The sequence below is a fragment of the Streptomyces sp. NBC_01341 genome, from assembly GCF_035946055.1.
Classification (GTDB): Bacteria; Actinomycetota; Actinomycetes; order Streptomycetales; family Streptomycetaceae; genus Streptomyces.
Window position 1 is genome coordinate 168,514 of sequence record NZ_CP108364.1, and the last position, 26,396, is coordinate 194,909.

Consider the following 26,396-nt stretch of genomic DNA (forward strand, 5'->3'; position numbering starts at 1 on the left):
GTCACTTGGTGAGGGTGAGGGTGTCGATGTCGAACAGGGACCCTGTGCCACCGGTGAAGGTGAGGAACAGTGTGCCCGAGGACGCCGTACCGGTCAGCGTGGTCGAGACCGTGGCGAAGGTCTCCCAGCCGCCGGTGCTGGCGACCGCCACCGAACCGAGCACGGCGCCGGTCGCCGACCCGGAGCGGATCTGGATGGTGCCGCCCGCGCCTGCCGAGGACACCTTCGCGCTGAAGGTCTTGGTGCCGGCCGTCGGGACCGCCGCGTAGCCCGCCCAGTCGCCGTTCTCGATGTAGCCGAGGGTCCTGCCGCCGCTCGCGGGGGCGTGGTCGGCGGCCTGGACACCCTGCCCGGAACTGAACGACTCGCCCTCGACCGTCTGACTCGATCCGGTGCTGCCCGTGGCGAGGGTGAACGCGTCGAGATCGAAGAGGTTGCCCTGTCCGGTCACGCCCTTGAAGACGAGGAACAACTCCGTGCTCGCTGTGGGGACGTTGGTGAGGTTCGCCGACACGTCGACGAAGTTCTCCCAACCGCCGGTCGGCGCGACGGCTGCGCTGCCCAGCAGTGTGCCGGTGGCGGAGCCCGCCCGTACCTCGATCGTGCCGCCGACGCCTCCCGAGGAGACCCGGGCGGTGAACCGGGTGGCGTTGGCGAGGTTGTACGGCTTGAAGGACACCCAGTCGTTGTTGTCGGTGAAGCCGACGGTGCTGCCGCCCTCCGCCGTGCCGTGCGCGGCGACCTGGATGCCGTTCTGCGCACCGAAGTGCTCACCCTGCCGGTGGCGCGGCTGGAGGATGCGCGCGCTGTGCGTCGTCAGCCCGGCAGCGTCGGTGTACTCGGCGTCGAAGACTCCGTAGATGTTGGCCGCACTGTCGTGCTCGCCGTCGGCGGGCACGGTCAGGTTGCCGGAGCATCCGGTGGTCTGGGTGATCTGATGCCGGTGCTCGTCGTGGCCGAGAAGGTAGGTGACCTTGACCTTCGAGCAGTCGATCGCACCGTCCTCGGGGTCACTGACCGACACCTGGAAGGGCACGGTGTCACCGAAGGAGAACAGCTGGCCGTCCTTCGGGGACTGGAGCGTGACCGTCGGTGCGGTGTTGCCCGCGGTCACCACGAGACTGGCCGAGCCCGTGAGCCCTTCGGGGTCCTTGACCGTGAGGGTGGGACGGAAGGTGCCGTTGGTGGTGTACGTGTGGCTCGGGTTGGCCGCGGTGGAGCTGGTGCCGTCACCGAAGTCCCAGGCGTACGTGAGGGCTCGGCCCTCGGGGTCGGAGCTGCCGGCCGATGAGAACGCGACGCTGAGCGGCGTCGGTCCCGAGACCTTGTCGGCGGCTGCCTTGGCGACCGGGTTGCGGTTGCTGCCGCCGATGTACTCGACCCGGTAGAGGGCCTGGTTGTTGCCGCCGGTGCCGTAGTCGAGGACGTACAGCGCCCCGTCGGGCCCGAAGGCCTGGTCCATCACCTGCGTACCGGTCCAGGGGAAGGCCTCGATGACGCCGGGGGTGCCGTCGGCCTTGACCTCGATGGCCTTGATCCACTTACGGCCGTACTCGCCCGCGAAGAAGCGTCCGTCGAGGGACTGGGGGAACTTGACGTTGGAGTTCAGCGCCGCGTCGTAGCGGTAGACCGGGCCGCCCATGGGGGATTCGGAGCCGCTGCCGAACTCGGATGGCGAGCCGGCGTCCCCGGCGTACCGGATCCACGCCGGTTTGGCGGCGGGGAGGGTCGGCAGGCCGGTGTTGCGGAAGGAGTTGTTGGCCGGGCCGGAGCCGCAGTTGTACTTCGCCGCGGACGGACCGCTCGGGAAGGTGTACTCGCCGTACGTCTCGGTGGCGGTGTTCGTACCCGTGCAGTACGGCCAGCCGTAGTTGCCCGGGGCGGTGATCCGGTTGAACTCGACCTGCCCGCTCGGGCCCCTGCTGCCGTCGGTGACGCCCGCGTCGGGTCCGTAGTCACCGAGGTAGACGGCACCGGTGGCCTTGTCGACGGACATCCGGAAGGGGTTGCGGAATCCCATCGCGTAGATCTCGGGGCGGGTGCTCGCCGTGCCGGGCGCGAAGAGGTTCCCGACGGGCACGGTGTAGCCACCGGCGGCGGTGGGCTTGATCCGCAGCACCTTGCCGCGCAGGTCGTTGGTGTTGCCCGAGGAGCGCTGGGCGTCGAACTGCGGGTTACGGTCGGTCCGTTCGTCGATCGGCGAGTAGCCGCTCGACTCGAAGGGGTTGGTGTCGTCACCGGTCGTCAGGTAGAGGTTCCCAGCAGCGTCGAAGTCGATGTCGCCGCCCACGTGACAGCACTGGCCACGGTCGTTGGGGACTTCGAGCACGACTTTCTCGCTTGCCAGGTCGAGGGTGCCGTCGGTCCTGAGGGTGAAGCGGGACAGGTTGAGATGCCCCTTCCACGCCTCGAACGTGGCGGCGCTGCCCGTGACGGGGGCGTCGCCCCCCGGGGTGCTGAGCTTGGGTGAGTAGTACAGGTACAGATAGCGGTTGGAGGCGAAGCCCGGGTCGGCGGCTATACCCTGGAGGCCCTCCTCGTCGTGCGTGTAGACGTCCAGCTTGCCGGCCGTCTTGGTGTTGCCCGCGGCGTCGGTGTAGCGGACCGTGCCGTCTCTGGCCGTGTGCACGACGGCCCGGTCGGGCAGGACCGCGAGCGACATAGCTTCGCCCAACTCTGCTGAGCCCAAGGCAAGTTGTACTTGCTGGTAGTCGCCGGCCGGGATGGCCGCAGCAGCGGCCTCGTGCTCGGGGTGACCGGGGTGGGCCGAGGCGGCGGGGCCGACGAGGGCACCGCCGCTGACCACCAGGCCGAGTACCGTGAGCCACCTCAACCACGTATGTCTCGGCCGTGACCGTCCTGACAGTCCTGACATGGAGCGTCCTTCCTGGCCTTGGGGGGAGTGAGTCAGGCGTGAGCGCGCGGCTAGCACGCTGCCGTGTCACTGAGGGAGGAACCTGCGCCCGGGTGATGTCCCGTCACCCGGGAAGCAGCCGTACCGATCCGTGCTGAAGCTGCGAGAGCTTTCGTTGCGCCATCGGGATACGTGCGGAAACTCGCGAGATTTTTGCATGCTGGCAATGTGGACTTAATTTGTCAAGCGTGTGGTCAAATTCCCGGAATCCTCCGGGCGCCGGACGGCGTGTCAGCCCCAACGCACCACGCATGGGCGGAATATCACCGCGCTGACACTTTAGTTCATAATTCAAACTATCTGTGTGTATCCGCTCCCGGCCGTACAGGGCACCTGCGGAGGAAGCCGGAGGAACGGCCGCTGCGCGAGCCACCAGGACGGCCGCGGGACGTCGGGCGGCCGTCCGGGCGAAATGGCCACGCGCAAACCGAGGCAAGGTGCCCGATCGGCTCCAGTCGTCCGGGCTGCGGCATTGAGGGGGCCCGGACGACTGAAGCTGATCGGGGAGCACACCACATTCGCTTCGTGTGCGAGCTGGTTTTCGTGCAGCAGCGAGCTGGTGGTTGGCGCGGAAGCTGGCCCCGGTGGGTGACGTTCCTGCCCTGCCCCTACGTGGGGGCATGCCACTCAGCGGTCAGCTTCGCGTGGCCGCGGGTTTGGTCAGCGGCGGTGGTGGTTGTGGCCCCAGGAGTCGGTATCGACGGTGCGGCCGCGGGCGTCGCGCAGGGCTGCGGTGTCGCTGTAGTTGTCCCGGACGTAGGCGCGGCGGTCCTGGAAGAGGTCGGTGCGGGTGTCGCGGCCCTGGCTGTCGGCCTGCACGTCGCTGATGACGACGCGGGGTGTGGGGCGGTGTCGGTCGCTGTCCTGCGCGGAAGCCGGCAGAGCAATGGCCGAGACGATCGCGCGGGCCGCGAGGACGGTCGCTGAGGTGCGGCGGGCGGTCGAAGAGAGACTTCGCGAAGGGCTTTTCGCGGCGGTTCTGAGGCACGCTGCTCGGTCCGGCCGGGGCACCCACCGCCGATGAGGCCGACCAGGTCCGCCGTCATGCGTGCTGTGTGGTCACGTGTGTGCGACATCGGCATCGACGAGCGCCGGGCAGGGACGACTCCTCGGCGGGCAGGGCGATACCCCGTTCGAGGAGACGCCGGGTGTCGCCCTGCCTGCTTCGCAGGTCATCTCCTCACGTCAGTGCATCGACGTGAGGGACCTGGTTGAGTTCTGCCACGAGATCGCGGTACCGGCGGCGGCTCGCGGCACCGTCCTCTTCGGCGTCCGGGGCGGGCTCGGTCACGAACTGCACCTGGGAGGCCAGCGCCTGGGCCAGGTCCTGCGCAGCCCGTGCCGTCTCGGCCGTCACCACCACGTACCCGGCGCGGTCCAGCGACCAGCGGACCGGCGGGATGACCTGGCCCACCTCGAAGTTGAGGTGGAATTCGACGACACCGGAGTGGGCCCGCGCCTCGTCGGCGCCCTTGATGGCGACCAGTCGGCCGGGCTCGGCCTCGAAGAAGACGACAGCCGCGCCGCCGTCAGCCTCGGGACGTCCGGCGAGCGGCTGGAGCTGACCCGCGCCCCAGGCGAGGCCGGCCTCCTCCAGGTCGATGCCGTAGACCGCGTGCGTCATGGTGTTGATCCGGTCGCCTCCGCGCCGGTTGTGGCTCTCGATCACCCGGGGACCGGCCGACGTGAGCTTCAGTTCGGTGTGCGACAGACCGTTTCGGAGGCCGACCGCGTCCAGGAAGTCGGACACCGTGCGGCACACGTCCTCCTCGAGGGAGGGGTCCAGCTGCGCGGGAATGGCGTGTCCGAACTCGACGAAGCCGGTTCCGGTGATCTTGTCGGCGATGGCGATCGGCACGTGCCGGCCGTCGAAGGAGAGCGCATCCACGCTGATCTCCGGGCCCTCGAGGTATTCCTCCAGCAGGAACTGCTTCAGGTCGAGCCCGCTCAGCGCCGCATACGCGGATTCGGCCGCCTCGGCGCTGTCGATCTTGTGGATGCCGATGCTCGCGGAGCCTCCCAGCGGCTTGGCGATCAACGGGTATCCCTGGGCGGCGCCGAACTCCCTGATCTCCTCCAGGCTCGACGCTACGGCCGCCCGCACGGCGCTGACGCCGCGCTCCGCGGTGTGCCGTCGCATGCGCCACTTGTCGGTCAGCAGCGCCACGGTCTCCGCGGAGACACCGTTCAGGCCGAGCGCGTCGTTGAGCAGGGCGGCGGTGAGGACGCCTTCCTCCTGTACGGTCACCACGCCGGCGAACGGCAGACGGTCGTGCAGCGCCCGTACGACGTCCACCAGTTCCCGGGAGTCGGACCGAGGCGGGTGCACCACGCAGATCTCGGCGACCAGTGCGTCAGCCGGCAGTTTGCGGAACTCCTCGGGCGTGTACACGCAGACCACATCCAGCTTGAGCCCCCTGGCCCGCTGGAGCATCGGGGGTTTGGGCGAGACGAGACAGACGCGCATGTTCATGTTCGTTCCTTCGTGTGTTCGTGGCGCGGAAGACGCCCGGCGAGCGCCACAGCATCCTGGGCCAGTGCCGTGGTGGGGTCGAAGACGGGGAGGTTCTCGGCCCTGTGACCGAGCACCAGGGGGAGTTCCGTACATGCTGCGACGATCATCCCCGCGCCGGCTGCGGCGACGCATCTGATCGCCGGGACCAGTGCGTGCTCGGCGGCCTCCAGCTCGCCGGCCTTGATCAGCCGCACGGCTCGCATCACCGACCGTTGCTGCAGCAGCGGCGGGGGGACGACCGCGTCGATGCCCTGTTCACGCAGACCTTCCTGGTACAGCCCCGTCACGAGTGTCCCCGTGGTGGCGAGGAGCCCCACTCGGGAGACCGATGGCGCGGCCCCGCGCAGCCGCCGCACACTGGCGTCGATCATACTGAGGATGGGAACGGCCGAGGCACGCCGCAGGTCCGGGAGGAACGCGTGCGCGGTGCTGCAGGGCATGGCGATGATCGCCGCCCCCGCGGACTGGAGCAGGCGCACCCCTTCGAGCAGGCGGGGCAGCGGGCTCGGCCCGTCCGACAGGATGGCGTCGGTGCGGTCCGGCACGGTGCCGTCGGACCACACCAGTGTCCGCAGGTGCTCCTGGTCACTGGCGGCGGGCGTCTCCCGTACCAGCTTTGCGAAGAAGTCCGCCGTGGCTGCGGGTCCCATGCCGCCGAGCACGCCGACGATGCCGGACGCCGCCGGATCGGGTGCCTGTGTCGCGCTCCGGGATCCGGAGATGACCGCGCTCACCGTGCCGACCGCACGTTCACCGCGAGTGTGTCGTCCTTGAGGAGTGCCCACGGCACGAAACCGACGAGCATCACGACCACGCCGACCAGCACCCATACGGGGGTGCCTTGGTGTACGAGTGGCCCGACGATCAGCAGCGGACCGACCAGGTCCTGGCCCACCCGGCCCAGGTTGTAGAAGGACAAGTACTGTCCGAGCGACTCCTTGGGGGCGAGTTCGAAGGACAGCGGCGTGCTCGCGATGACAAGGCTCTCGCCTGCGGTGTGGGCCAGCATGGCGATCACGAGGATCGCGAGTGCCGCCCAGGCGTTGCCCACCGCGCCTGCCCCGGCGTACGCGAGGCAGGCGGCGCAGACGGCCGCACCGCCCAGCGCTGACGCGCGCAGGGCGGCGGAGAAGTCCGCGAACATCCGGTTCACCGGGATCTGCGCCGCCATGGCCAGCGCGCCGTTGAGCGCGAGGAGTGCGGTGAGGCTCCAGCGGGGAGAGTCCGTCGACTGGACGATCCACAGGGGCAGTACGAGCGACAGGATCGTGTTGTGCGTCATGGCCACGCCATTGACGACGGTGATCACCAGATACCGCCGGTCGCGCAACGGGGTGGCCCTGACGCCGCGTTGCTTGACCGGGCCCGTGTCCGCGGGCTTCGCCGCCGGTACGTGGAGCCTGGACACGAGGATCGCGGCGCCGATGAACGACGCGGCGTTGATTCCGATGCCCACCAGGTACAGGGCGGCGGAGTCGGTGACGACGGGCAGGGTGGCCGCCAGTGACCCGAGCACGATCGCTCCGTTGCGCGCGGAGAACACGGTGCCCAGGATCGTCGCCCGGTCCTTGGCCTCGAAGAGCCGGCCCATCAGCGCCTGGTTGATGGCGGGGCTCGCCCGGTCGGCCGTGGTCACGATGCAGGCGAGCACCACGAACATCCAGTACTGCTCGGCAAGGAGGTAGAGGCCGTAGCCCACGGCCCGTACACCGAACAGCACGATGAGGCTCTTCTGCGCCCCCACCCGGTCCGCGAGGGCGCCGATGCGGGGGCTGAGGACGAACGCGCAGAGACTGCCCAGGGAGATCGCGAGTCCCACGGAGGACACGCTGAAGTCCCGGACAGTGGTGAAGAACAGGACCGATGTCGCCGTGAAGATACCGGTGCCGAAGGAGTCGGCGGTGACACTCGCCAGCAGCAGTCTCGTCTCCCGGCGCTGCAGCATCAGAACATCGCGCAGACGTGCCCACAGGGCGAGGTCAGTGCTCACTCCCGACGCCCTCACCTTCGGTGCGGCGGTTTCCGACGAGGGTGCCGATCAGCGGGATCACCGGGGGTATCCGCTCGCCGGGTACGCCGAAGTCGACCAGGCAGGCGATGTCGTCGACGCCCGCAGCCGCCACCCGCTCGACCGTGCTCCTGACGGTGTCCGGGGAGCCGATCAGGGAACCGCCCCGCAGGTAGCGCTCGTACGTGGCGTCCAGCAGTTCCTCGAGGAGGTCCTCCGGAATCTCGTCGTCGGGCAGGACGTGCCCGCCGCTGATGGTGCCGCCGCCCTGGGCCGCCCGCAGCTCCAGCTTCACCGCGGATCTCAGATAGTCGCGGAAGGGTGCGCGGCTGCGGGCCTCGGCGGCATCCGGGTCGTCGTCCAGGTGGGTGTGCAGCATCAGAGACACCGTCCCGGTGGCCGGGTCGAAACCCGCGTCCGCGCGGGCCTTGCGGTATCCCGCCACCTTCTCGGCGAGCTGGTCGAGATCCTGACCGATCAGGTGGGTCAGCACGTTGAGGCCACGGGTCCCGGCGTCCTGGAAGGTCCGTGGGTTCCCCGAGGAGGTGATCCAGATGGGGAGTTCAGCCTGGACGGGCCTCGGGTGCAGGCCGGCCGCGAAGGGCTGCCCGGTGCCGTTGGGCAGCTCGACGTCCTCGCCCCGCCACAGGGCGCGCACCGTGTCGATCTGTTCCAGCATGACCTGGTGGCGCGACGCGTAGACGTCGGGCGCCAGCACGAAGTCGTTGGCGTTCCAGCCGGAGCCGAAGGAGACGGCCGCGCGGCCGGACGACCAGTTGTCGACGACGGCCCAGTCCTCGGCGATGCGCACCGTGTGGTGCAGCGGGGAGATGAGACTGCCGGCCCGCAGCTGGATGTGCCGGGTGGCGGTGGCCAGCGCGGCACTGGTGAGTGCCGGGTTGGGGAACACGCTGCCGAACTGGTCGAAGTGCCGCTCGGGAGTCCACACCGCGTCCAGGCCGTGGGCGTCGGCCAGTCGGCTGGCCTCCAGCACCGTCCGGCAGGTCTCCTGCGGGGCCGCCTCGCCGGAGGCAAAGAACATGACGCTGAAGCGCAAGGGGGACTCTCCTGTGTCTCGTAACGCGGTAGCGGGGACGGATCAGACCGCTGCGGGTACGACCCGGGTCACCGACCAGCCGTGGATGTGACCGTGGACCTGGTGACTGGGGACGGTCTCGCCGCACTCCAGGCGATCCGCGGCCCGGGCGACGAGCGTGTCGTTGCCGTCTCCCCCGTCCGGCCAGCGGATCTCGACGGTGTTGCGTCCGCGGCGCAGCACGTCCGGAGTCACGGTGAACTCCCGGGTCGTCCAGGAGGGGCCTGCCTGCGCGGTGCCCACCTGGTGCCCGTTGACCTCGACCGTCGCGGTCCCGTCCGGGTGCCCGACCGGCAGCCGCCAGGTGACTTCGACCAGGTGGGGGGCGGGACCGTCGACGACCAGGGTGGACCGGGTGCGGGGGGAACTCGCCCGGAGGTACGCCACGCGCAGGCCGACGCCGGCCTGGCGGCGCTCGTTGAACGTGGTGGCGAGGTTCGCGTCGGCGAGCAGGTCGATGGTTCCCGCGTGTTCGGCGACGAGCAGGTCCTCGTACCGCTTTCGCGCAGTGACGCCCTTGCCTTCGAGCAGGTCGAGCATCGCTTCGCGCAAGGTGTGGTCGGCCAGTTTGCCGTTGAGCCGGCCGTCGCCGACCACCATGTAGCGGCGGAAGGCCGGGTCCTGGGCGGAGCGTTCGTAGGAGGAGCACATCCAGTTCGGGGCTTTCCTCGTCTGGTAGTCGAGGTAGTCCTCGAAGCGGTCGGCGACCGAAGGGTCGGCGTCCAACGCCTTCGTCAGGTGGTGGCGCAGCACGTCTTCGGGCTGGCCGTAGTGGGCGTTGTGCACGGCTGCGAGGAAGTGGGCCAGGGCGAGCCGGTCGGCTGCGGGCGTGGCCGGGACGCAGGCGGACCGCTCGGGCAGCTGCAGGGCGGCGCCGAGGGCGTCCGCGACAGCCAGGGCGGTGGCACGCAGACCGTCGAACGTGAGGTGGCAGTAGTCGAGGAAGTACTGGCGGCCGGGTATCCCGTCCTCGCCGCCGGGGAACAGTGCCGCCTGGTCGACCAGGTGGAACCCGGACTCGCCGGCTTTGCGGCGCATCACCTCCTGCACGGACGCGAGGGTGCGCGGGGAGTGGATGGTGAAGGGGCTGACCACCGCGTCCTTGGCGGCGCGGAGAGCGGTGAGCGCTTCGTCGGGCGACGCCGCGCATTGTGCTGCCAGCCGGTGCGGGACAGGGCTGGAGCCTCCGTCGAGCGCGGTCATCTCGGCGCTGAGCGTGCGGGCTGTTCCGAGGTCGCCGTCCCGCTGGGCGCGCTCGGCCTCCTCCTGGGCGCGGAGGTGGCGCCGCATCCGTCCCGCGGGCAGGGCGGGACAGTCGAGGAGCGGTTCGTCCTTCCAGTCGCCCAGGTTGAACTCCGGGACGACGAGGACGACGGGGACGTCCGCGGCGAGGTCGCGAAGAAGGTCCAGCGCCCTCGCGGCGACGTCGGTGACGAGGGCGCGGAAGGACGCCGCGGCGGCGGGGAAGCCGCCTTCTTCGAGCCGCAGGGCGAGTTCGTGGCGCTCCACGGGTGTCGGGTCGACGTTGTTCCAGTTGTTCCCGGCGTGCACCACGAGCGCGTCGGCGCCGAGCGCGAGTGCCTCGGCGGCGGTGCGCAGCAGCTCGTCCAGGGAACAGTTGGTGCGGGCGAGGTCGAGGACGTCCACGGCTGAGCCGTCGAGGGCGGCGTCGACGAGGCCGGCGAGCGAATACGCCGGGTCGAAGAAGTAGCCGCGCGCCGCGGACTCCCCCAGTACGGCGACACGGCGGTGTCCGGGGCGGAGGGCGATCTCCGGCCGGTCCGCCCAGTAGCGCCACTCGTCACGGCGTCCGGTGTCCTGGAGCAGTTGTCCGTCCGCCATTCGCCATACGCCCACGCCGGTGCCCGACGGTGTGGGCGCGGTCAGGTCGGTCGAGCGCTCGGCGGGTCGGCCCAGCACCTGCATACGGGCCAGGGTGAGGGCGCCCTCCGGTCCGGACAGGGAGCGGCTGAGTCGCTCGGAGATGCTGTGAGTGGGATCGGTCTGCGGCATCCGTGTGTCCCCCTGAGGTGTGGTCCGGCCATGGGCCGGCCGGTACTCGTCCGCGTTGTCGTCAAGCGGTGTACGCGGGCAGGTCGTACAGGTCGAGAAGCAGGTTGAAGGTGATGACGGTCATCAACAGGTCGGTCTCGAAGGGGACGTTGATGCGGAACCCGGGCGTGCTGTACTCACGGACGAGTCGTTCCACGCGGTCCGGGTCGAAGTAACCGTCCGCCTCGATGCGTTCCCGGGAGAGCAGGGCCTCGATGGCGGGATCGTCCTGTCTGATCAGGTGGGGGCTGCCCGGTGCGGTGAAGCCGAACTTCTCGCGGTCCACGATCTTGCGCGGGATCCAGTCCCGGGCGACCTGCTTGAGGAGGTACTTCTCCTCCAGTCCCTTGAGCTTCAGCTCGGGCGGAACAATCGCGAGGAACTCGGCGAGCTCCCGGTCGAGGAACGGATGGCGGGACTCGACGGAGTTGGCGAAGACCATGCGGTCGCCGTGGTCACCGAGCAGGTGGTCCGCCAGCCGCAGTTTGAGGTCGAGGTAGGAGCGGCGGTGCAGGTCGTGGAGGCCCACCAGCCGGTTGCGGTCGACCAACGGGTGGCCGAGGCAGTCGATCTCCTTCTGCCGCTCGCGGACGGCCGCGGAATAGAGTGCGGTCTTCGTCGCCCGGAAGCCGGCATCGTTGCGTTCGTAGAAGAAGTTCTCGTCCCCCCAGAGGCCTTCGCGGATTCTGGCCTCGCGAAGGTCGGTGCCCACACCTGCCGCCTGGGAGCGCCGGATCTGGTCGAAGCGGTAGCCGATGTATCCGCCGAACAGCTCGTCCGCGCCCTGTCCGGTGAGTACGACCTTGACCCCGGCACCGTGCACCGCTTCGGAGAGCGCGTGGGCGGCCGAGTTGAAGGACTCCTTCAGCGGGCACTCGGTGTGCTGCACGACCGTGCGCAACCGGGACGATATCTCCTCGCCGTGCACGAAGCGCTCGGTGTGACGGGTGTCGAGCACACTGCTCATGAGCCGCTGGTAGTCGCTCTCGGAGAGCTCCCGCTCGGGGAACGCCGCCGCGAACGAGCGGATCTCGGCGTCGGGCATGAGGTGTCGCATGATGGCGCCGATCAGGGAGGAGTCGAGCCCTCCGCTGAGGTAGAGGCCGACCCCCACGTCGGACTGCAGGCGCTTTTCGACCGAGCGGACCAGCAACTCCTCGACCCGTCGGACGTAATAGGACTCGTCGTGATGCTCCAGTTCGGCTTCGGTGCGCGGGTATGCGATGTCCCAATACGTCCAGGTCCTGGGCACACCGCCGGGGCGGAACTCGATTGCGGTGCCGGGCGGCACGCTGTGAACGCCCTCGAACATCGTCCGCGGGCTCACCAGACCGGGAAGGGTGAACACCTGGTCCAGGCCGACGAGGTCGACTCGGCGCGGCACCGCGTCGTGCTTCAGCAGGGCTTTGATCTCGGAGCCGAAGACCAGTTCGCCGTCGCGATGGGCGTAGAAGAGCGGCGTGACGCCGAAGTGGTCGCGGGCACCGATGAAGAGCTGTTCACGGCGGTCGTAGAGCACGACCGCGAACTGCCCGTCGAGGCGGGTGACGAAGTCGCGGCCGAACTCCTCGTAGAGGTGGGGGATCACTTCGGTGTCACAGCGCGTGCGGAGCGTGTGGCCGCGGCCGATGAGGAGGTCACGCAGTTCGCGGTAGTTGTAGATCTCGCCGGTGGTCATGGCGACGATCTGGCCGCTCTCGTCGTACATCGGCTGGTCGCCGGCTCCGAGGTCGTTGATCGCGAGCCGCGCGAAGACGAAGGCCACGGTCTCGTCGACGTGGAATCCGGTGGAGTCGGGCCCCCGGTGTCCGATCACCGCGCTCATGGCGTCGAGCGTCTCGCGCGCCGCCCCGGGATCGTGTCGTGGCCCGACGAAGCCCGCGAGTCCACACACGGTCAACACCCTTTCCGAATTGCTGCGTTGTGCCGCTTCTGCGACCGGGCCCGCCGGTCGGAGCGGTTGACCACCGGGTGGGACTGGGGCAGCGTACAACACCGGTTGGTCACTGTAAGTAAAAGATTCTTTGACCCGTATCGATCTTTCGGAGCGGTCTCTGACGTGCGATGGTTCCGTCTCGTATCCAGCCCGCAGCGATCTTGGTCGACCCGTCGGCCAGACACTTCACCAGGGGGACATCGCCGTGCGTCGTACCGGTCCGGAGTCGCTGGGCGAGGGACTGGTCGAGCAGTTCCGTCGCACTCCCGACGCGCGGGCGGTCTCGGACGACCGCGAGGTCCTCACCTACCGCGAACTCGACGCACGCTCGGCCGCCCTGGCCGAGCGGCTGGTGGAGGCGGGGGTGGGGCCCGACCGTGTCGTGGCTCTCCAGCTCGAGCGCTCCACCGACCTGGCCGTGGCGATCGTCGGCGTCCTGCGGGCGGGCGGCGCCTGGCTGCCGCTGTCCACCACTGATCCGGACCGGCGGATCCTGGGTCTTCTGCGTGACGCCGCACCGGCGGCCGTCATCACCGAGGAGAACTCCCGGCTCTGGTCGCTCGCCGGCAGCGCGGTCCCGCGCCTGACTCCCCGTGGCCCCCGAGGTCCGGGCAGGGCGCAACCGATCGATTCGGCCGCGCCGCACCACCTGGCCTACGTCATCTACACATCCGGGTCCACGGGCCGCCCCAAGGGCGTGATGACCGAGCACGCGGCCATCGTCAACCGGCTCCGGTGGATGCAGGAGCGCTTCCCCGTCGGGCCGGGGGACGTGATCGCGCAGAAGACGCCTTACACCTTCGACGTCTCGGTGTGGGAGTTCATCTGGCCCCTGGCGACCGGAGCGGAACTGGCCTTCGCCGCGCCCGACGGGCATCGCGACCCCGCCTACCTGCAGTCCTTCCTGACGGAGCGGCAGGTGACCGTCACGCATTTCGTGCCGAGCATGCTCACGGAGTTCCTGCGCCGGGCGCGGCCCGGTTCGTGCCCGCGGCTGCGGGCGGTCATGGTGAGCGGCGAGGCACTCGGCCCCGACCTCGTCCGGCGATTCTTCGAACGGCTGCCGCACGCCGAACTGCACAACCTCTACGGTCCCACCGAGGCTGCCGTCGACGTCAGCCACTGGCAGTGTTCCGCGGACGATCCGCCCACCGCACCGGTTCCGATCGGCCACCCCATCACGGGCATCGAATTGCTGGTGGTCGGCGAGGACGGTGTGGAAGTTCCGGCAGGCGAGGTCGGTGAGCTGTGCATCGCCGGCGTCGGCGTGGCGCGCGGCTACCTGAACCTGCCCGACGTCACGGCCGAGCGCTTCGTGGAGCACCCGGCGGACCCTGGCCGACGCATGTACCGGACGGGTGATCTGGCCAGCCGGCGTCCGGACGGGGCGTTTCTCTACCACGGCCGCAACGACCGCCAGGTGAAGATCGGCGGCGTCCGCGTCGAACTGGGCGAGGTGGAAGCGGCCCTCCACTCCCTGCCCGGTGTGGAGGAGTGCGTCGTCGTGACGCGCGTCGACGGGGCGGGCGTGGTACGCCTGGATGCCGCCGCCGTTCCGGTGCCCGGGGTGCCGTGGTCCGGGTGGCGTGACGAGCTCCTCGGCATCCTGCCGGCCGGCTCGGTTCCCGCCACGCTCACGCCCGTGGACTCGCTGCCGAAGACCGCGCACGGCAAGTCCGACACGGAGGCGCTGCGCGCCATACTGGAGGAGCGGTCCGAACAGGGAGCCCGCGCCGACGACCCCGTCGTCGAGGACTCGCTGGAACGGCTCTGGGCCAGGGTGCTCGGCACCACCGACCCGGATTTCCTGCATGCGGGCGGCACGTCACTGCATGCCGTGCGGCTTCTCGCCGATGTCGCCGAGGAGTTCGGCGCCGGCGTTCCGTTGTCCGACTTCTTCGCCGATCCGACGCTCGACCGGCTGCGGGCCCTTGTCGCCGCCGGTGGCACTGCCGCGGCCGAGGCGCCCTCGCGCGTGCCGCGGGAGGGCGGGCTTTCGCTCAACTCCTACCAGGAACGACTCTGGTTCCTCCAGGAGTTGGAGCCTGGAAGCACGGCGATGAGTGCCCCCACCGCCTTCCGGATCACCGGAACGAGCGCGGAGCGTGTATCGGAGGCGTTCGCCGCTCTGGTGCGGCGGCACGAGGTGCTGCGCACGAGGTTCCAGTCCGTGGAGGGCGTACCGCGGGCCGTCATCGGCTCGGACGCCCCCGCACTGCAGTGGACGGACCGTGCCGACGGCGCCGCCGGTCCCGAGACCGTTCGCCGACTGGTGGAGGAGCTGGCGTACGAGCCGTTCGACCTCGCCGCCGGACCGCCGCTGCGGGCCCGTGGGGTCGGTTTCGGCCCGAGCGACCACCTGCTCGTCATGGTCACCCACCAGATCGTCGCCGACGGCTGGACCTGGTCGCTGCTGGCCGATGAGCTGACGCGGCTGCTGACGCGGCCGGACGCGTCGGAGGAAGCACGGCTGCAGATCGTCGACCAGGCGGCCTGGCAGCGTACGCAGGAATCCCGCCCCGAACACCGGGCCGCGGTCGAGGAGTCGCTGGGACACTGGCGCGCCGTGCTGGCGAACGCGCCGGACGGGCTCGACCTGCCGGTGGACGAGCCGCGCGAGCCCTCGCTCAGCGTGCCCGCCGACAGCGTCGCGCTGCACTGGTCCGCGGACTTCGCGTCCCGGCTCAAGGCGCTGTGCCGCGCGCAGGGTCTCACCGAGTTCATGGCTCTGCTCGCCGGTTACACGGCCTGGCTGGCCCGGCTCTCCGGTCAGGAGACGGTCGTCGTCGGTACACCGATGGCGAACCGGGCGCCGGCCTGGATCGCCGACCTCGTCGGCTACTTCGTCACGACCGTCCCGCAGTGCCTGGAGATCGACGAGGACGCGACGGTCGCCCAGGTGCTGGACCGCGCCCGGACCAGCGTCCTGGCGGGGCAGCGGCACTCGACGGCGCCCATCGAGCGCATCGTCGCCGAGGTCGGCCCGGCCCGGGGAGCCGCCCGGTTGCCGCTCTTCCAGAACCTGTTCGTCTTCCAGAACATGCCCGCATGGCGCAGAGAGGCCGACGGTGTCGCCGTGCAGGTCCATCAATTCCCGCCGCGGCACACCCACTACGACCTCAAGTTCGAGGTCTTCCCGCTCACCACCGGCTACGAGGCACGCCTCGTGTACGCCCGCGGCCGTTTCTCGGCCGAGCGTGCCGCGCTCATGGCACGCCAGCTCGCCTCCTTCGTCGAGACCGCGGTGGACAAGCCCGACGCGTACGTCGACGAGATAGGCCTCTGACCGGCCCGCAGGGCGATCCCGACCACACGATTGGACTGACACTGAGATGACGCACGCCGACGACCACCGTGCCGCGTCCGCGAGCCCGTCGAGGCACCTGTCCGGGACCGGCACCGTCCCCGCCCTCGTCGAGGCAGCGGCTTCCCGGTCCCCGCACGCCGTCGCGCTGGTGCGGGGGTCGCGGTCGTACACGTACGCGGAACTCGCGGCGCGGTTCTCCCGGACGGCCCGGGCGTTGAGGGCGCGGGGGGTGGCCTCGGGGGACGTCGTGGCCGTCCGCGGGGGCCGGTCCCCCGAGACGGTCGTGGCGATGCTCGCGGTCCTGCGGGCGGGTGCCGTCCTGACGATGATCGACGTCAGCCAGCCGGACGCACGGGTGCACGACGTGATCAAGCGGGCGCGCCCGTCGCTGCTCGTCGACACCACCGAGCAGACGTGGGACCCGGCGGCCGGTGCCGCCCCGGTGGTGCGGCTCGCCGAACTGGAGCAAGCGGCGGCAGGGGAGATCGGACTTCCCGCCGTGGCCGCCGGTGCCGACGCGTATGTGTGCTTCACCTCCGGCACCACGGGTGAGCCCCGTGGGGTTCTGGGATGGCACGGGGCGCTCGCGCATTTCTGTGTCTGGGAGCAGGAAGCCCTGGCCATGGGCGCGGGCGACCGCGTCGCCCAGATGGCCGCGCTGACCTTCGACGCCGTCTTCAAGGACCTGTTCCCGGCGCTCATCGCGGGTGCCACCGTGTGCCTCCCGCCGACCGACCGGCCCTTCGTGGACCTGGCGCAGGTGCTCGCATGGCTGCGCGAGGACGAGGTGACCGTCCTGCAGACGGTGCCGAGCGTGCTCTCGTCCCTGCTGGCCGAACTGCCCGCGGGGGCGGGCTTTCCGGCACTGCGGCTGATATGTCTCTCCGGCGAGCCGCTGCAGGGTGGTCTCGTGAACCGCTGGCGTCAGGCCACGGGCAACGCGGGGGCACGGTTCGTGAACCTCTACGGGACGACCGAGGCAACCATCCTCAAGTCCTGGTACCCGGTACCTGACGACGAGGTCCCTGCGGTCATCCTGCCCGTCGGCAAGGCAATCGACGACGCCGAACTCCTCGTCGTCAGCAAGCGGGGCCGGCGGTGTGGCGTCGGAGAGCCGGGTGAGGTTCTGATCCGCACCCCACACCTCACCCGGGGCGCCTGGCGTCCGGCGGAGGGAGAGGCACCGCTCTTCGAGGTGAACCCGCTCAATCCCGACGACCCCACGGATCTGGTGCAGAGGACGGGCGACCTGGGCCGCCTCGGTCCGCAGGGCGACCTGGAGATCCACGGCCGGGTGGACGACCAGATCAAGATTCTCGGCGTCCGCGTCCACCCCGCGGAGGTCGCCGCGCTGATCACGCGCATGCCGGAGGTCGAGGACGCGGCTGTCGTCGCCCGCGCCGGGGACGACGGACCGATGCTCGTCGCGTACGTCGTGCCGGGCCGGCGGGCCGCCGTGGACGCCTCGGCCGTACGCCGGCACGTGGCCGCCACCGGCTCCAACGCGTTGGTCCCGGCTCATGTGGTGCTCCTGGAGCGGCTGCCGCTCACCGGCCACGGCAAGCTCGACCGGTCCGCGCTGCCCGACCCCGACTCCGTCGCCGGGGCGGAGCATGCGGACGGAGCGGTGGACGAAGGGCAGTGGACCGGGACGGAGCGGCGCGTCGCCGAGCTGTGGTCGGAGCTGTTCAAGAAGGAGATAACCTCCCGGCACGCCCACTTCTTCGACCTCGGTGGCCACTCGCTGATGCTGGCGAGGCTCCTTGCCCGGATCCGCCGGACCTTCGAGGTCGACCTGAATCTGCCGACGCTGTTCCGGTCGGCGACGATCGCCACGCTCGCCGAGGCAGTGGACGGTGCGCTGCGAGCGGGTGGCCCGGCTGAGGAGGAGCCGGTCCCGCTGCCGGTCCCCCGCGACGGCGACCAGCCGCTCTCCCCCGAGCAGGAGGGCCTGTGGTTCCTCCAGCAGCTCGATCCCCGCAGCTCCTCCTACAACATGGCGGGCGTGTTCCAGCTGCCCGCGGGCATCGGCGAGGAGGCCGTCCGCGCGGCTTTCATCACCGTGTGCGCCCGCCATGAGGCTCTGCGGCTGCGCTTCCATGAGGTCGACGGGCGCCCTGTCCAGTCCGTGGGCGAGGCCGCCCTCGACTTCGCGGCACTCACGGCCGTGACCGACCGGCCGTCGGGCCTCACGTCGCTGTCCGAGGCTGCCGCCGTCGCCTTCGATCTGGTCGACGGCCCGCTGGTACGGGTACGGACGGTCCGGGTCGGCGGCGACGAACTTCTCGTCGGCCTGACCGTCCATCACCTGTGCTGTGACGGCGTGTCCTGGAGCCTCCTCGCACAGCAGGCCGACGAGTTGCTCTCCGGCGTCGACCGCCACACGCATCTGGACCACGGCGGGCCCCGGTTCCAGTTCGGCGACTACGCGGCGTGGCGTGCGGGCCGGAAGGAGGGCGAGCGCGCGGAGGCCGACCTGGCCTACTGGTGCGACATGCTCGCCGACAGCCCCGACGCGGGCGTGCCGTGGGGGCGCCCCGTACCCCTCGGACGGCCGCACCGGGCCCGGGTGCTGCGTGTCGAGGTCGCCCCGGACGTGACGAACCGCGTGGCCGAACTGTGCGCGAAGGCCGGGGCCACCGAGTACATGGCCATGATGACCGTCCTCGCGTATGTCATGTCCCGGGCGGCCGCGCAGGACCGGGTCGTCATCGGCAGCGACAGTGTGGGCCGGGGCCGGGAGGAGTTCGAGGAACTCATCGGGTTCTTCGTACGGACGCACGCCTACAGCTTCGACATGGCGGGCGACCCCACGTTCGAGGAAGCACTCGGGCGGGTCAGGGCGACGCTCGTCGAGGCGTCCGGGCACCAGGACGTCTCCTTCGCGCGGGTCGTGGAGGCCGTCGCCGCTGCCCGTGACGGGGACCGCAGCCCTCTGTTCTCCGTGATGCTGCGGATGCCGCCGCGCGAGGAACTGCCGCGCGAGGCCGCTGTCCTGCGTCCCGTCGACGTCGTCGCCGACGCCGCCGACGGCTCCGGCGCCGCCCCCACGGCCAAGTTCGACCTCACCGTGGTGGTGCGCCCCGGGCCGGCGGGCACCCTCCTGGACTTCGAGTACGACGCCGACACGGTGCAGGCCGAGTTCGCCGCCGCGCTCGGCGAACGGTTCACGCGGCTGCTCCGCTTCGCCGCCGAGCAGCCGGCGAGTCCGTTGTCGGACGCCCGCCGCAGCAGCCACCCGTTCGCCGAGCCGCTTCCCGCGCGGGACCTGGTGCCGGTCGCCGAGCGTTTCCGTCGCCAGGCCTCGGCCACCCCGGACGCGGTCGCCGTGTCGTGTGCGGAGGGCGAGGTGACCTACTCCCGGCTCGCCGCCGCGGTGGCGGGAGCTGCGCGGGAGCTCCGCCCGGGCCGGCGCGTCGGTGTGCTGGGCGGGAAGTCCCCCGCGACCGTGGCCGCCCTGCTCGCCGCGGTCGGCGTCGGCACCACCGTCGTACTGCTGGACGACGGTCTGCCCGCGCCCCGGCGCGCAGCCATGATGGCCAAGGCCGGTGTCCAGCACGTCCTGCTCACCGAGCCGTCGACCGCGACGGACGGCCCCGGCGACGCGACCGTCCGACGCCTGTCCTTCGAGGAACTCGCCGAGGGCGCGCACGAAGTACTCGGTGCCGTCCCCGCCCGGCCCCTGGAGCCTGCGTACGTCTTCTTCACCTCGGGCACGACCGGCGAGGCGAAGGGCGTCGTCGGATCGCACCGCGGCCTCGACCACTTCATCGACTGGGAGGCGGAGGAGTTCGGCGTGCACGGCGGGGACCGGGTTGCGCAACTGACCACCCTGTCCTTCGACGCGATGCTGCGCGACGTCTTCGTGCCGCTCACCCAGGGGGCCACGCTGTGCCTGCCACCGGCAGGTGCCCTGGACGACGCGGCGCGCACGGTGGACTGGCTGGCGCGCGAACGCGTCACCATCGTCCACACGACACCGAGCGTCGCGGCGTCGTGGCTGGAGGGCTCCGACCGGGGCACCGCGCGCCTGACCGATCTGCGGCTGCTCTGCCTCGCGGGTGAGCCCCTCACCGGCCGCCTCGTGCAAGACCTCCGGGAGGGGCTGCTGGGCCCGCACACCGAGGTCGTCAACTTCTACGGGCCGACCGAGACGACCATGATCAAAATGTTCCACCGGGTGACGTCCGAGCAGGACACGGGCCCCGTGCCCGTCGGCAGACCGCTGCCCGGCGCCCAGGCGGTCGTCCTCGGCGTCGACGGAACCGTCCGCGGTCCCGGCGAACGCGGCGAGATCGTCATCCGGACGCCGTACCGGACCCTGGGCTACCTCGACGACGCGCGGGCGGGTTCGCACTTCCGCCCCAATCCCCTGTCGGACGACCCGGCCGACCTCGTCTACCACACGGGCGATATCGCCGTGGTCGGTGCCTCCGGCGAGATCCAGGTCGAGGGGCGCAGCGACGACCTGCTCAAGGTACGCGGCGTCCGGGTGCACCCCGCTGAGGTCGCGGCCGAGCTGACGAGCCATCCGCAGGTGCGCCAGGTCCACGTGGAAGCGGACAAGGAGGCCGACGGCTCACTCGTCGCCTACGTGGTGCGCGCGCCCGGCTCCGTCCTGACGACGGAGGAACTCCGCCGGCACGCGCGCGAGCGGCTGCCGCTGGCCGTCGTCCCCTCTCTTTTCCTCTTCGTCGACCGGTTCGCCCTGCTGCCCAACGGCAAGCTGGACCGCTCCTCGCTCGGGAGCGCGTCGTCCCCAGCCGCGCAGGAGCATGTCCGGCCCCGGGACGACAACGAGGCCCTGATCTGGTCCATGTGGTCCGAGCTCCTCGGCCACGGGGACTTCGGCGTCACCGACGACTTCTTCGCAGTCGGCGGGCACTCGCTGCTCGCCACCATCCTCCTGACCCGCATCCGCAAGAAGACGGGCTTGTCGATGTCGCTGCGCAAGCTCCTCGAGGGGCCGCGTGTCGACCGGTTGGCCGCGTCGGTGCGCGAACTGCTCGAGGAGTCCGACGATCAGGCGAGCGACGTGCTTCTGCCCCTGCGTCAGGGCACGGCGGGTGGCCCGCTGCTGTTCCTCGTGCACCCGATCGGCGGTGATGTGCTGTGCTTCCGGGATATGGCGGCGGCACTGCCCGTGGAGTTCACGGTGATCGGGGTCCGTTCGCCCGGCCTGGACGGCGGCACCGCGTTCACGTCCGTCCAGGAGATGGCGGCCGCTTATCTCCACGAGGTGCGCAGGACGCAGCCGGAGGGGCCCTACCACTTCGCCGGCTGGTCCATGGGCGGCGCCATCGCGTACGAGATGGCACGCCAGCTGTCCTTCGAAGGCGTGCGCACCGCCTCAGTGGTCCTGCTGGACAGCTACGCGCCGGGTTCGAAGGCCTTCGAGCACTTCGCCGATCCCGAAGGCGACCGGGTGGCATCCTTCGCCGACGACTTGGAGCGGATGACCGGCGAGCGTGCCGACACCACTCTGCTCAGTGGCGTGCGACCGCCCGCCGGTGAGGAACAGGAGTCGCTGCTCCGCAGGTTCACGGTGTTCGATGCCAACGCCACCGCGCTCGTGGACTACCGGATGCGGCGCACCCGCCTCAAGGACACCCGGCTCACGCTGGTGCTCGCCGGTGACCAGTCCCGGCCGGAGGGGATGTCCCCCGCCCTCGGATGGGAGGAGGCACTGGGCACGCCGGTGGAGACCCGGGCCGTGCCCGGCGCCGATCACTTCACCCTGGTGCAACGGCCCCATGCCGCCGTCACGGCCCGGGAGATCGCCCGCGCGGTCGAGCCGGGCACCACCGGCCGGGACGAGGGACGTGGATGAGCGGCATGACGGCGCCCCGCTTCCGGGCGTACTCGGCACGCGATCTGGACGCGCTGCTGGACCGGTGCGGGGCGGACGCCGAGACGAAGCTCCAGATACGCGCCGTGGCCGCGGTCCTGCCGTTCCGGACCAACCAGTACGTCGTCGACGAACTCATCGACTGGGACGACGTGCACGACGACCCGCTCTTCCGGCTGGTCTTCCCGCAGCCCGACATGCTGGCCGCCGACGAGCTGAAGACCGTGACGGACCTGCTGCGCGAGGAAGCGGGTCCCACCCGTATCGCACCCGCCGTGCGGGCGGTCCGCGCGGGGCTGAACGCGCACCCGGCGGGCCAGACGGACCAGAACGTCCCCGTCTGGCAGGGGCAGCGGCTCTCGGGCGTGCAGCACAAGTACGAGGAGACGCTGCTCTATTTCCCGCGTCAGGGCCAGACCTGCCACGCGTACTGCACCTACTGCTTCCGCTGGGCGCAGTTCGTCGGGGTTCCCGAGCTGAAGATGGCCGCGGAGAAGGACGACGCGGACGCGCTCGCCGCCTATCTGAGGCACCACACGGAGATCACCGACATCCTGGTCACCGGCGGCGACCCGTTGATCATGCGTACGGACAACCTGCGGCGTGCACTGGAGCCCTTCCTCGCCCCTGGGATGGAGCACATCAGGAACATCCGGATCGGCACCAAGGCCCTGACCTACTGGCCTTACCGCTTCACCGACGACGAGGACGCCGACGACCTCCTGCGCCTGTTCGAGGAGGTCCGCGCCTCCGGCCGGCACCTCGCGGTGATGGCCCACGTGACGCATCCCCGCGAGCTTCATCCCGAGCCCGTGCGGCGCGCGGTCGAGCGGATCCGGTCGACGGGCGCCGTGATCCGCACCCAGGCGCCCCTGGTCAGGTCGATCAACGACGACCCCGGCGTCTGGCGGGAGATGTGGACGCGCGCGGTCGCCCTCGACGCCGTGCCTTACTACATGTTCGTGGAGCGTGACACCGGCCCGCGCCAGTACTTCGAGGTCCCGCTCGTCCGCGCCTGGCACATCTACCGCGAGGCGCTGTCTTCGGTGACGGGGCTGGCCCGCACGGTGCGCGGTCCGTCCATGTCCGCCACCCGCGGCAAGGTCGTCGTCGACGGGGTGACGGAGATCGCGGGACAGTCCGCGCTCGCGCTGCGCTACCTGCAGGCCAGGGACCCCGAGGTGGTCGGACGGCCGTTCTTCGCGCGGTTCGACCCGCAGGCGACGTGGGTGACGGACCTGCGGCCGCTGTCCCCATCGGACGCGCCCTTCCTGGACCAGACGGCCGGGGGCCGGTCCGGAGGACCCGGGGACCGACCGGACGAACGGGTCGTGGGACGGACCGGGGGCACGCCGGGGTGACGCCACCCACCCCGGATCTCCCCCACCGCCCCGTCCGATCCCCTGCCCGCCGCAACACCGATACGTCAGGAGACCGCATGTCCGAGCCGGCCGTACTGCCGCTCGTGGTGGAAGCAGGTTCCACCACCGACCTCGTAGACCTCATCGAGCACGACCGTGAAGAGCTCCGTGCGGCGCTCGACACCCATGGAGCGCTCCTCTTCCGGGGCTTCGATGTCGACGGCGTCGACGGACTGCAGTCCACCGTCAACGCGCTGTCCGGAAAGACGCTCACCTACACCGAGGCGTCCTCACCGCGCACCTCGATCCAGGGCAATGTGTACACGTCCACCGACCACCCGGCCGAGGAGGAGATATTCCTCCACAACGAGTGCTCCTATCAGGACACTTGGCCGATGACGCTGTACTTCTACTGCCTGCGGTCGCCGCGGACGCTGGGAGCGACCCCGCTGGCCGACACCCGGCGGCTGTACGCGTCGATCGACTCCGCCGTGCGGGAGGAGTTCGCGCGCCGGCGCTGGAGTCTGGTGCGCAACTACCACCCGAACTTCGGTGTCCCGTGGCCCAAGGTGTTCGGAACCGACAGCCGGGCCGAGGTGGAGGCCTACGGCAAGAAGCACGGGCTGGTCCCCGAGTGGACCGGCGGGGACGGGCTGCGCACCCGTGCGGTGCGGGACGCGCTGCACCGCCATCCGCGCACCGGCGAGGAGGTGTGGTTCAACCACATCACCTTCTTCCACGTGACCACGCTCCCGGAGGATGTCCAGGAGGGCCTGCTCGCCCTCTTCGGCGAGGACGGCCTCCCCACGAACACGTACTACGGCGACGGCGGACGCATACCCGACGACGTGATGGACCACCTGCGCAGCCGCTACGCGGACTGCCGGGTCCGCTTCGACTGGCAGCGCGACGACATCCTCGTGGTGGACAACATGCTGTCCGGACATGGCCGGGAGCCATTCACCGGCGACCGGAAGATAGCGGTCGCGATGGCAGAGCCGCACAGCGCCCGACAGGGAGACCCACGATGACACAGAAGAACACGCCTCCCCCGGCGCCCTCCGGACCTGTGATCCTCGGGATCTCGGCCCACTTCCACGACTCGGCGGCAGCGCTGCTGGTGGACGGCCGGCTCGTGGCCGCCTCCCACGAGGAGCGCTACACCCGGCGCAAGCAGGACCCCGACCTGCCGCTCGACGCCGTGCGCGACTGCCTGGACCAGGCGGGTCTCCGCATCACCGACGTGGACTGCGTGGCCTACTACGAGGATCCGGCGAAGAAGCTCCACCGCCAGCTGTGGACCGGGCTGCCGGCTTTCCCGGACAGCAGCGACGGCGCTCTCTACCGCCTGGACGCCGGCCGGCCGCTGCGGGAGATCCGCGACAGGCTCGGCTGGGAGGGCCGGGTCGAGTTCGTCGAGCACCACCTCTCGCACGCCGCGAGCGCCTACTACTTCTCCGGCTTCGACGACAGCGCCGTGCTGACGGTCGACGCCGTCGGCGAGTGGACCACCACCAGTTGGGGGGTGGGCAGGGGCGCGTCGCTCGAACTGACCGAGCAGGTCGAGTTCCCCCACTCCCTCGGCCTCCTCTACAGCGCGGTCACCGGATACCTCGGATTCGAGGTGAACGAGGGCGAGTACAAGGTGATGGGACTGGCCCCCTACGGCGAGCCCCGGTTCCGGGACGAGATCGCCCGCCTGATCCATGTCACCGAGGACGGGTCGTTCCGGCTCGACCTGGACTACTTCGACTTCACCGACCCGGACGGCATGCTCGGTGAGCGCTTCACGTCCCTGATCGGCGTGCCGCCGCGGGTGCCGGAGTCGGAGATCGAGAAGGTCCACCACGACCTCGCACGCAGCATCCAGGTGGTGACGGAGGAGACCCTGCTGCGTCTGGTCGACAAGGCCCACCGCATGTCGGGCAGCGAGAACCTGTGCATGGCCGGAGGTGTGGCTCTCAACGTCGTCGCCGTGCGCCGCATCGTCGAAGAAGGGCCCTTCGCCAGGGTGTTCGTGCAGCCGGCCGCAGGTGACGCGGGCGGCAGCCTCGGCTGCGCGGCTGTGGCCCACCAGCGTCTCACCGGGGAGCGGCCACGACAGGACCGGATGACTTCGGCGCTCCTCGGCTCCGGCACGGACTCCGACGACATCGCCCTGCTGCTCGGCGCGTACGCCGGCCAGTCCTTCGCGGACTTCCGCGGGGACGAGGCGGGTCTGCTCGACGCCGTCGCGGGACGGCTGGCCGATGGCAAGGTCATCGGCTGGTACCACGGCCGGGAGGAGTTCGGACCCCGCTCGCTCGGCGGACGGTCGATCCTGGCCGACCCTCGGGGCGACGGCACGCGGGACCGGATCAACGCCTCGGTCAAGATGCGCGAGGCGTTCCGGCCGTTCGCGCCCGCCGTACTGGCCGAGCACGCTCACGAGCACTTCCGGCTCGACCACGAGTCGCCGTTCATGCTGGAGACCTGCGAGGTCGTGTCTCCGCTGCCGCTGCCGGCCATCACCCACGTGGACAAGTCCGCGCGCGTCCAGACGGTCACCGAGAGGACGAACGGGCGCTTCTACCGCCTCGTCAGGACGTTCGCCGACCGAACGGGCTGCCCGCTGCTCCTCAACACCTCGTTCAACCTGCGGGGAGAACCGATCGTCCACACCCCCGTCGACGCGCTGCTCTGCTTTCTGAGGTCGGACATCGACTGTCTGGTCCTGGACGACTTCGTTCTGGACCGCCACGCGCTCCCGCACGCCTGGGTGGCCTGGTTCAAGGGGACTCGGCCACCGCGCAGGAGCCGGGTGAGCGACAGCGTCTACACCCTGCTCTGACAGAGGCGGACACTCCCCTGCAGAGGGGGACTCCGGTACTTCAACCCGGGGCTGGGCCCATCGGGTCATGGCCCCGGGCTCTCGCGCTGCGGACCCGAGACTGTCGCCGGCGGAGGGACCGCGCGCCCCCGCGGTCGCAGTGACGACAAGCTCTGTTCCCGGGTCGTGGTTCTGGCTCAGCCTTCGTGATGAGCGGAGCCGGGGCAGGTCTCCACGTACGTGCCTGCTCTGTTGTCCCGCCAGGAGGCGTCGAGAAGCGGCTTCAACTGCTGGGTAACAATTGACCGGCGTTCGTGATCACGCGGTGACTGAGTGTGGCGCTGAGTGCATCAGAAGAAGTTTGCTCGGACGACTGGGGGTGGGAACGTGGAGCGGCAACAGTACGTGGAGAGATGCTCGGAGCTCTTCGCAGTGGGCGGCTACGAGGCCGTGAGAGCTGAGGCAGAGGCGGGGCTCAAGGAGTGCGGACCGGATCCGGTTCTCTTCCGTTGGCTCGGACAGGCACATGCCGCGGTAGACGGGGCAAGCT

General features: G+C 70.4%; 13 protein-coding genes. 5 read left to right on the forward strand and 8 right to left on the reverse strand.

All coding sequences use genetic code 11. The features are described 5' to 3' along the window. Window position 1: 1 nt before the first annotated feature. The 8 genes from OG206_RS00710 to asnB form a co-directional block, all read right to left on the reverse strand. Window positions 2–2,875: a carbohydrate-binding protein gene (locus tag OG206_RS00710; protein WP_327111064.1), complete on the reverse strand. Its 2,874-nt coding sequence runs from the start codon at window positions 2,873–2,875 to the stop codon at window positions 2–4. 699 nt (window positions 2,876–3,574) lie between these two features. After that, entirely contained in the window at window positions 3,575–3,733 is a 159-nt protein-coding gene (locus OG206_RS00715) for a hypothetical protein (protein WP_327111066.1), read from the reverse strand. Between the two features lie 361 nt (window positions 3,734–4,094). Beyond that, complete coding sequence (locus tag OG206_RS00720; protein ID WP_327111068.1) at window positions 4,095–5,387, reverse strand: ATP-grasp domain-containing protein; 1,293 nt, start codon at window positions 5,385–5,387, stop codon at window positions 4,095–4,097. Continuing rightward, the gene (locus OG206_RS00725; RefSeq protein WP_327111070.1) at window positions 5,384–6,163 is read right to left on the reverse strand and encodes an aspartate/glutamate racemase family protein; all 780 of its coding nucleotides are present in this window, start codon (window positions 6,161–6,163) and stop codon (window positions 5,384–5,386) included. The genes OG206_RS00720 and OG206_RS00725 overlap by 4 nt, the downstream gene beginning before the upstream one ends. Beyond that, a complete protein-coding gene (locus tag OG206_RS00730; RefSeq protein WP_327111072.1) occupies window positions 6,160–7,419 on the reverse strand; it encodes an MFS transporter in 1,260 nt (419 codons plus the stop codon). The genes OG206_RS00725 and OG206_RS00730 overlap by 4 nt, the downstream gene beginning before the upstream one ends. Further along, the gene (locus tag OG206_RS00735) at window positions 7,409–8,494 is read right to left on the reverse strand and encodes a MupA/Atu3671 family FMN-dependent luciferase-like monooxygenase (RefSeq protein ID WP_327111074.1); all 1,086 of its coding nucleotides are present in this window, start codon (window positions 8,492–8,494) and stop codon (window positions 7,409–7,411) included. Before OG206_RS00735 ends, OG206_RS00730 begins: the two co-directional genes overlap by 11 nt. A 42-nt stretch (window positions 8,495–8,536) precedes the next feature. Then, window positions 8,537–10,546, reverse strand: coding sequence for a hypothetical protein (locus tag OG206_RS00740; protein WP_327111076.1), 2,010 nt, complete (start codon window positions 10,544–10,546; stop codon window positions 8,537–8,539). A 61-nt stretch (window positions 10,547–10,607) separates the two neighbouring features. Beyond that, the gene (gene asnB, locus OG206_RS00745) at window positions 10,608–12,581 is read right to left on the reverse strand and encodes an asparagine synthase (glutamine-hydrolyzing) (RefSeq protein WP_327111078.1); all 1,974 of its coding nucleotides are present in this window, start codon (window positions 12,579–12,581) and stop codon (window positions 10,608–10,610) included. A gap of 145 nt (window positions 12,582–12,726) precedes the next feature. Here asnB and OG206_RS00750 point away from each other — a divergent pair, with 145 nt between their 5' ends. From OG206_RS00750 to OG206_RS00770, 5 genes are all read left to right on the forward strand, one after another. Further along, the gene (locus tag OG206_RS00750; protein ID WP_327111080.1) at window positions 12,727–15,807 is read left to right on the forward strand and encodes an amino acid adenylation domain-containing protein; all 3,081 of its coding nucleotides are present in this window, start codon (window positions 12,727–12,729) and stop codon (window positions 15,805–15,807) included. A gap of 46 nt (window positions 15,808–15,853) precedes the next feature. Further along, window positions 15,854–21,658 (forward strand): non-ribosomal peptide synthetase, encoded by a 5,805-nt coding sequence (locus tag OG206_RS00755; RefSeq protein WP_327111082.1) that lies wholly within the window; start codon window positions 15,854–15,856, stop codon window positions 21,656–21,658. Continuing rightward, entirely contained in the window at window positions 21,655–23,037 is a 1,383-nt protein-coding gene (locus tag OG206_RS00760; protein ID WP_327111084.1) for a KamA family radical SAM protein, read from the forward strand. The genes OG206_RS00755 and OG206_RS00760 overlap by 4 nt, the downstream gene beginning before the upstream one ends. 77 nt (window positions 23,038–23,114) lie before the next feature. Next, a complete protein-coding gene (locus tag OG206_RS00765) occupies window positions 23,115–24,068 on the forward strand; it encodes a TauD/TfdA family dioxygenase (protein ID WP_327111086.1) in 954 nt (317 codons plus the stop codon). Beyond that, window positions 24,065–25,867 carry a carbamoyltransferase family protein gene (locus tag OG206_RS00770; RefSeq protein WP_327111088.1) on the forward strand — a complete coding sequence of 601 codons (1,803 nt, stop codon included), beginning with the start codon at window positions 24,065–24,067 and terminating at the stop codon, window positions 25,865–25,867. The genes OG206_RS00765 and OG206_RS00770 overlap by 4 nt, the downstream gene beginning before the upstream one ends. Window positions 25,868–26,396: the final 529 nt, after the last annotated feature.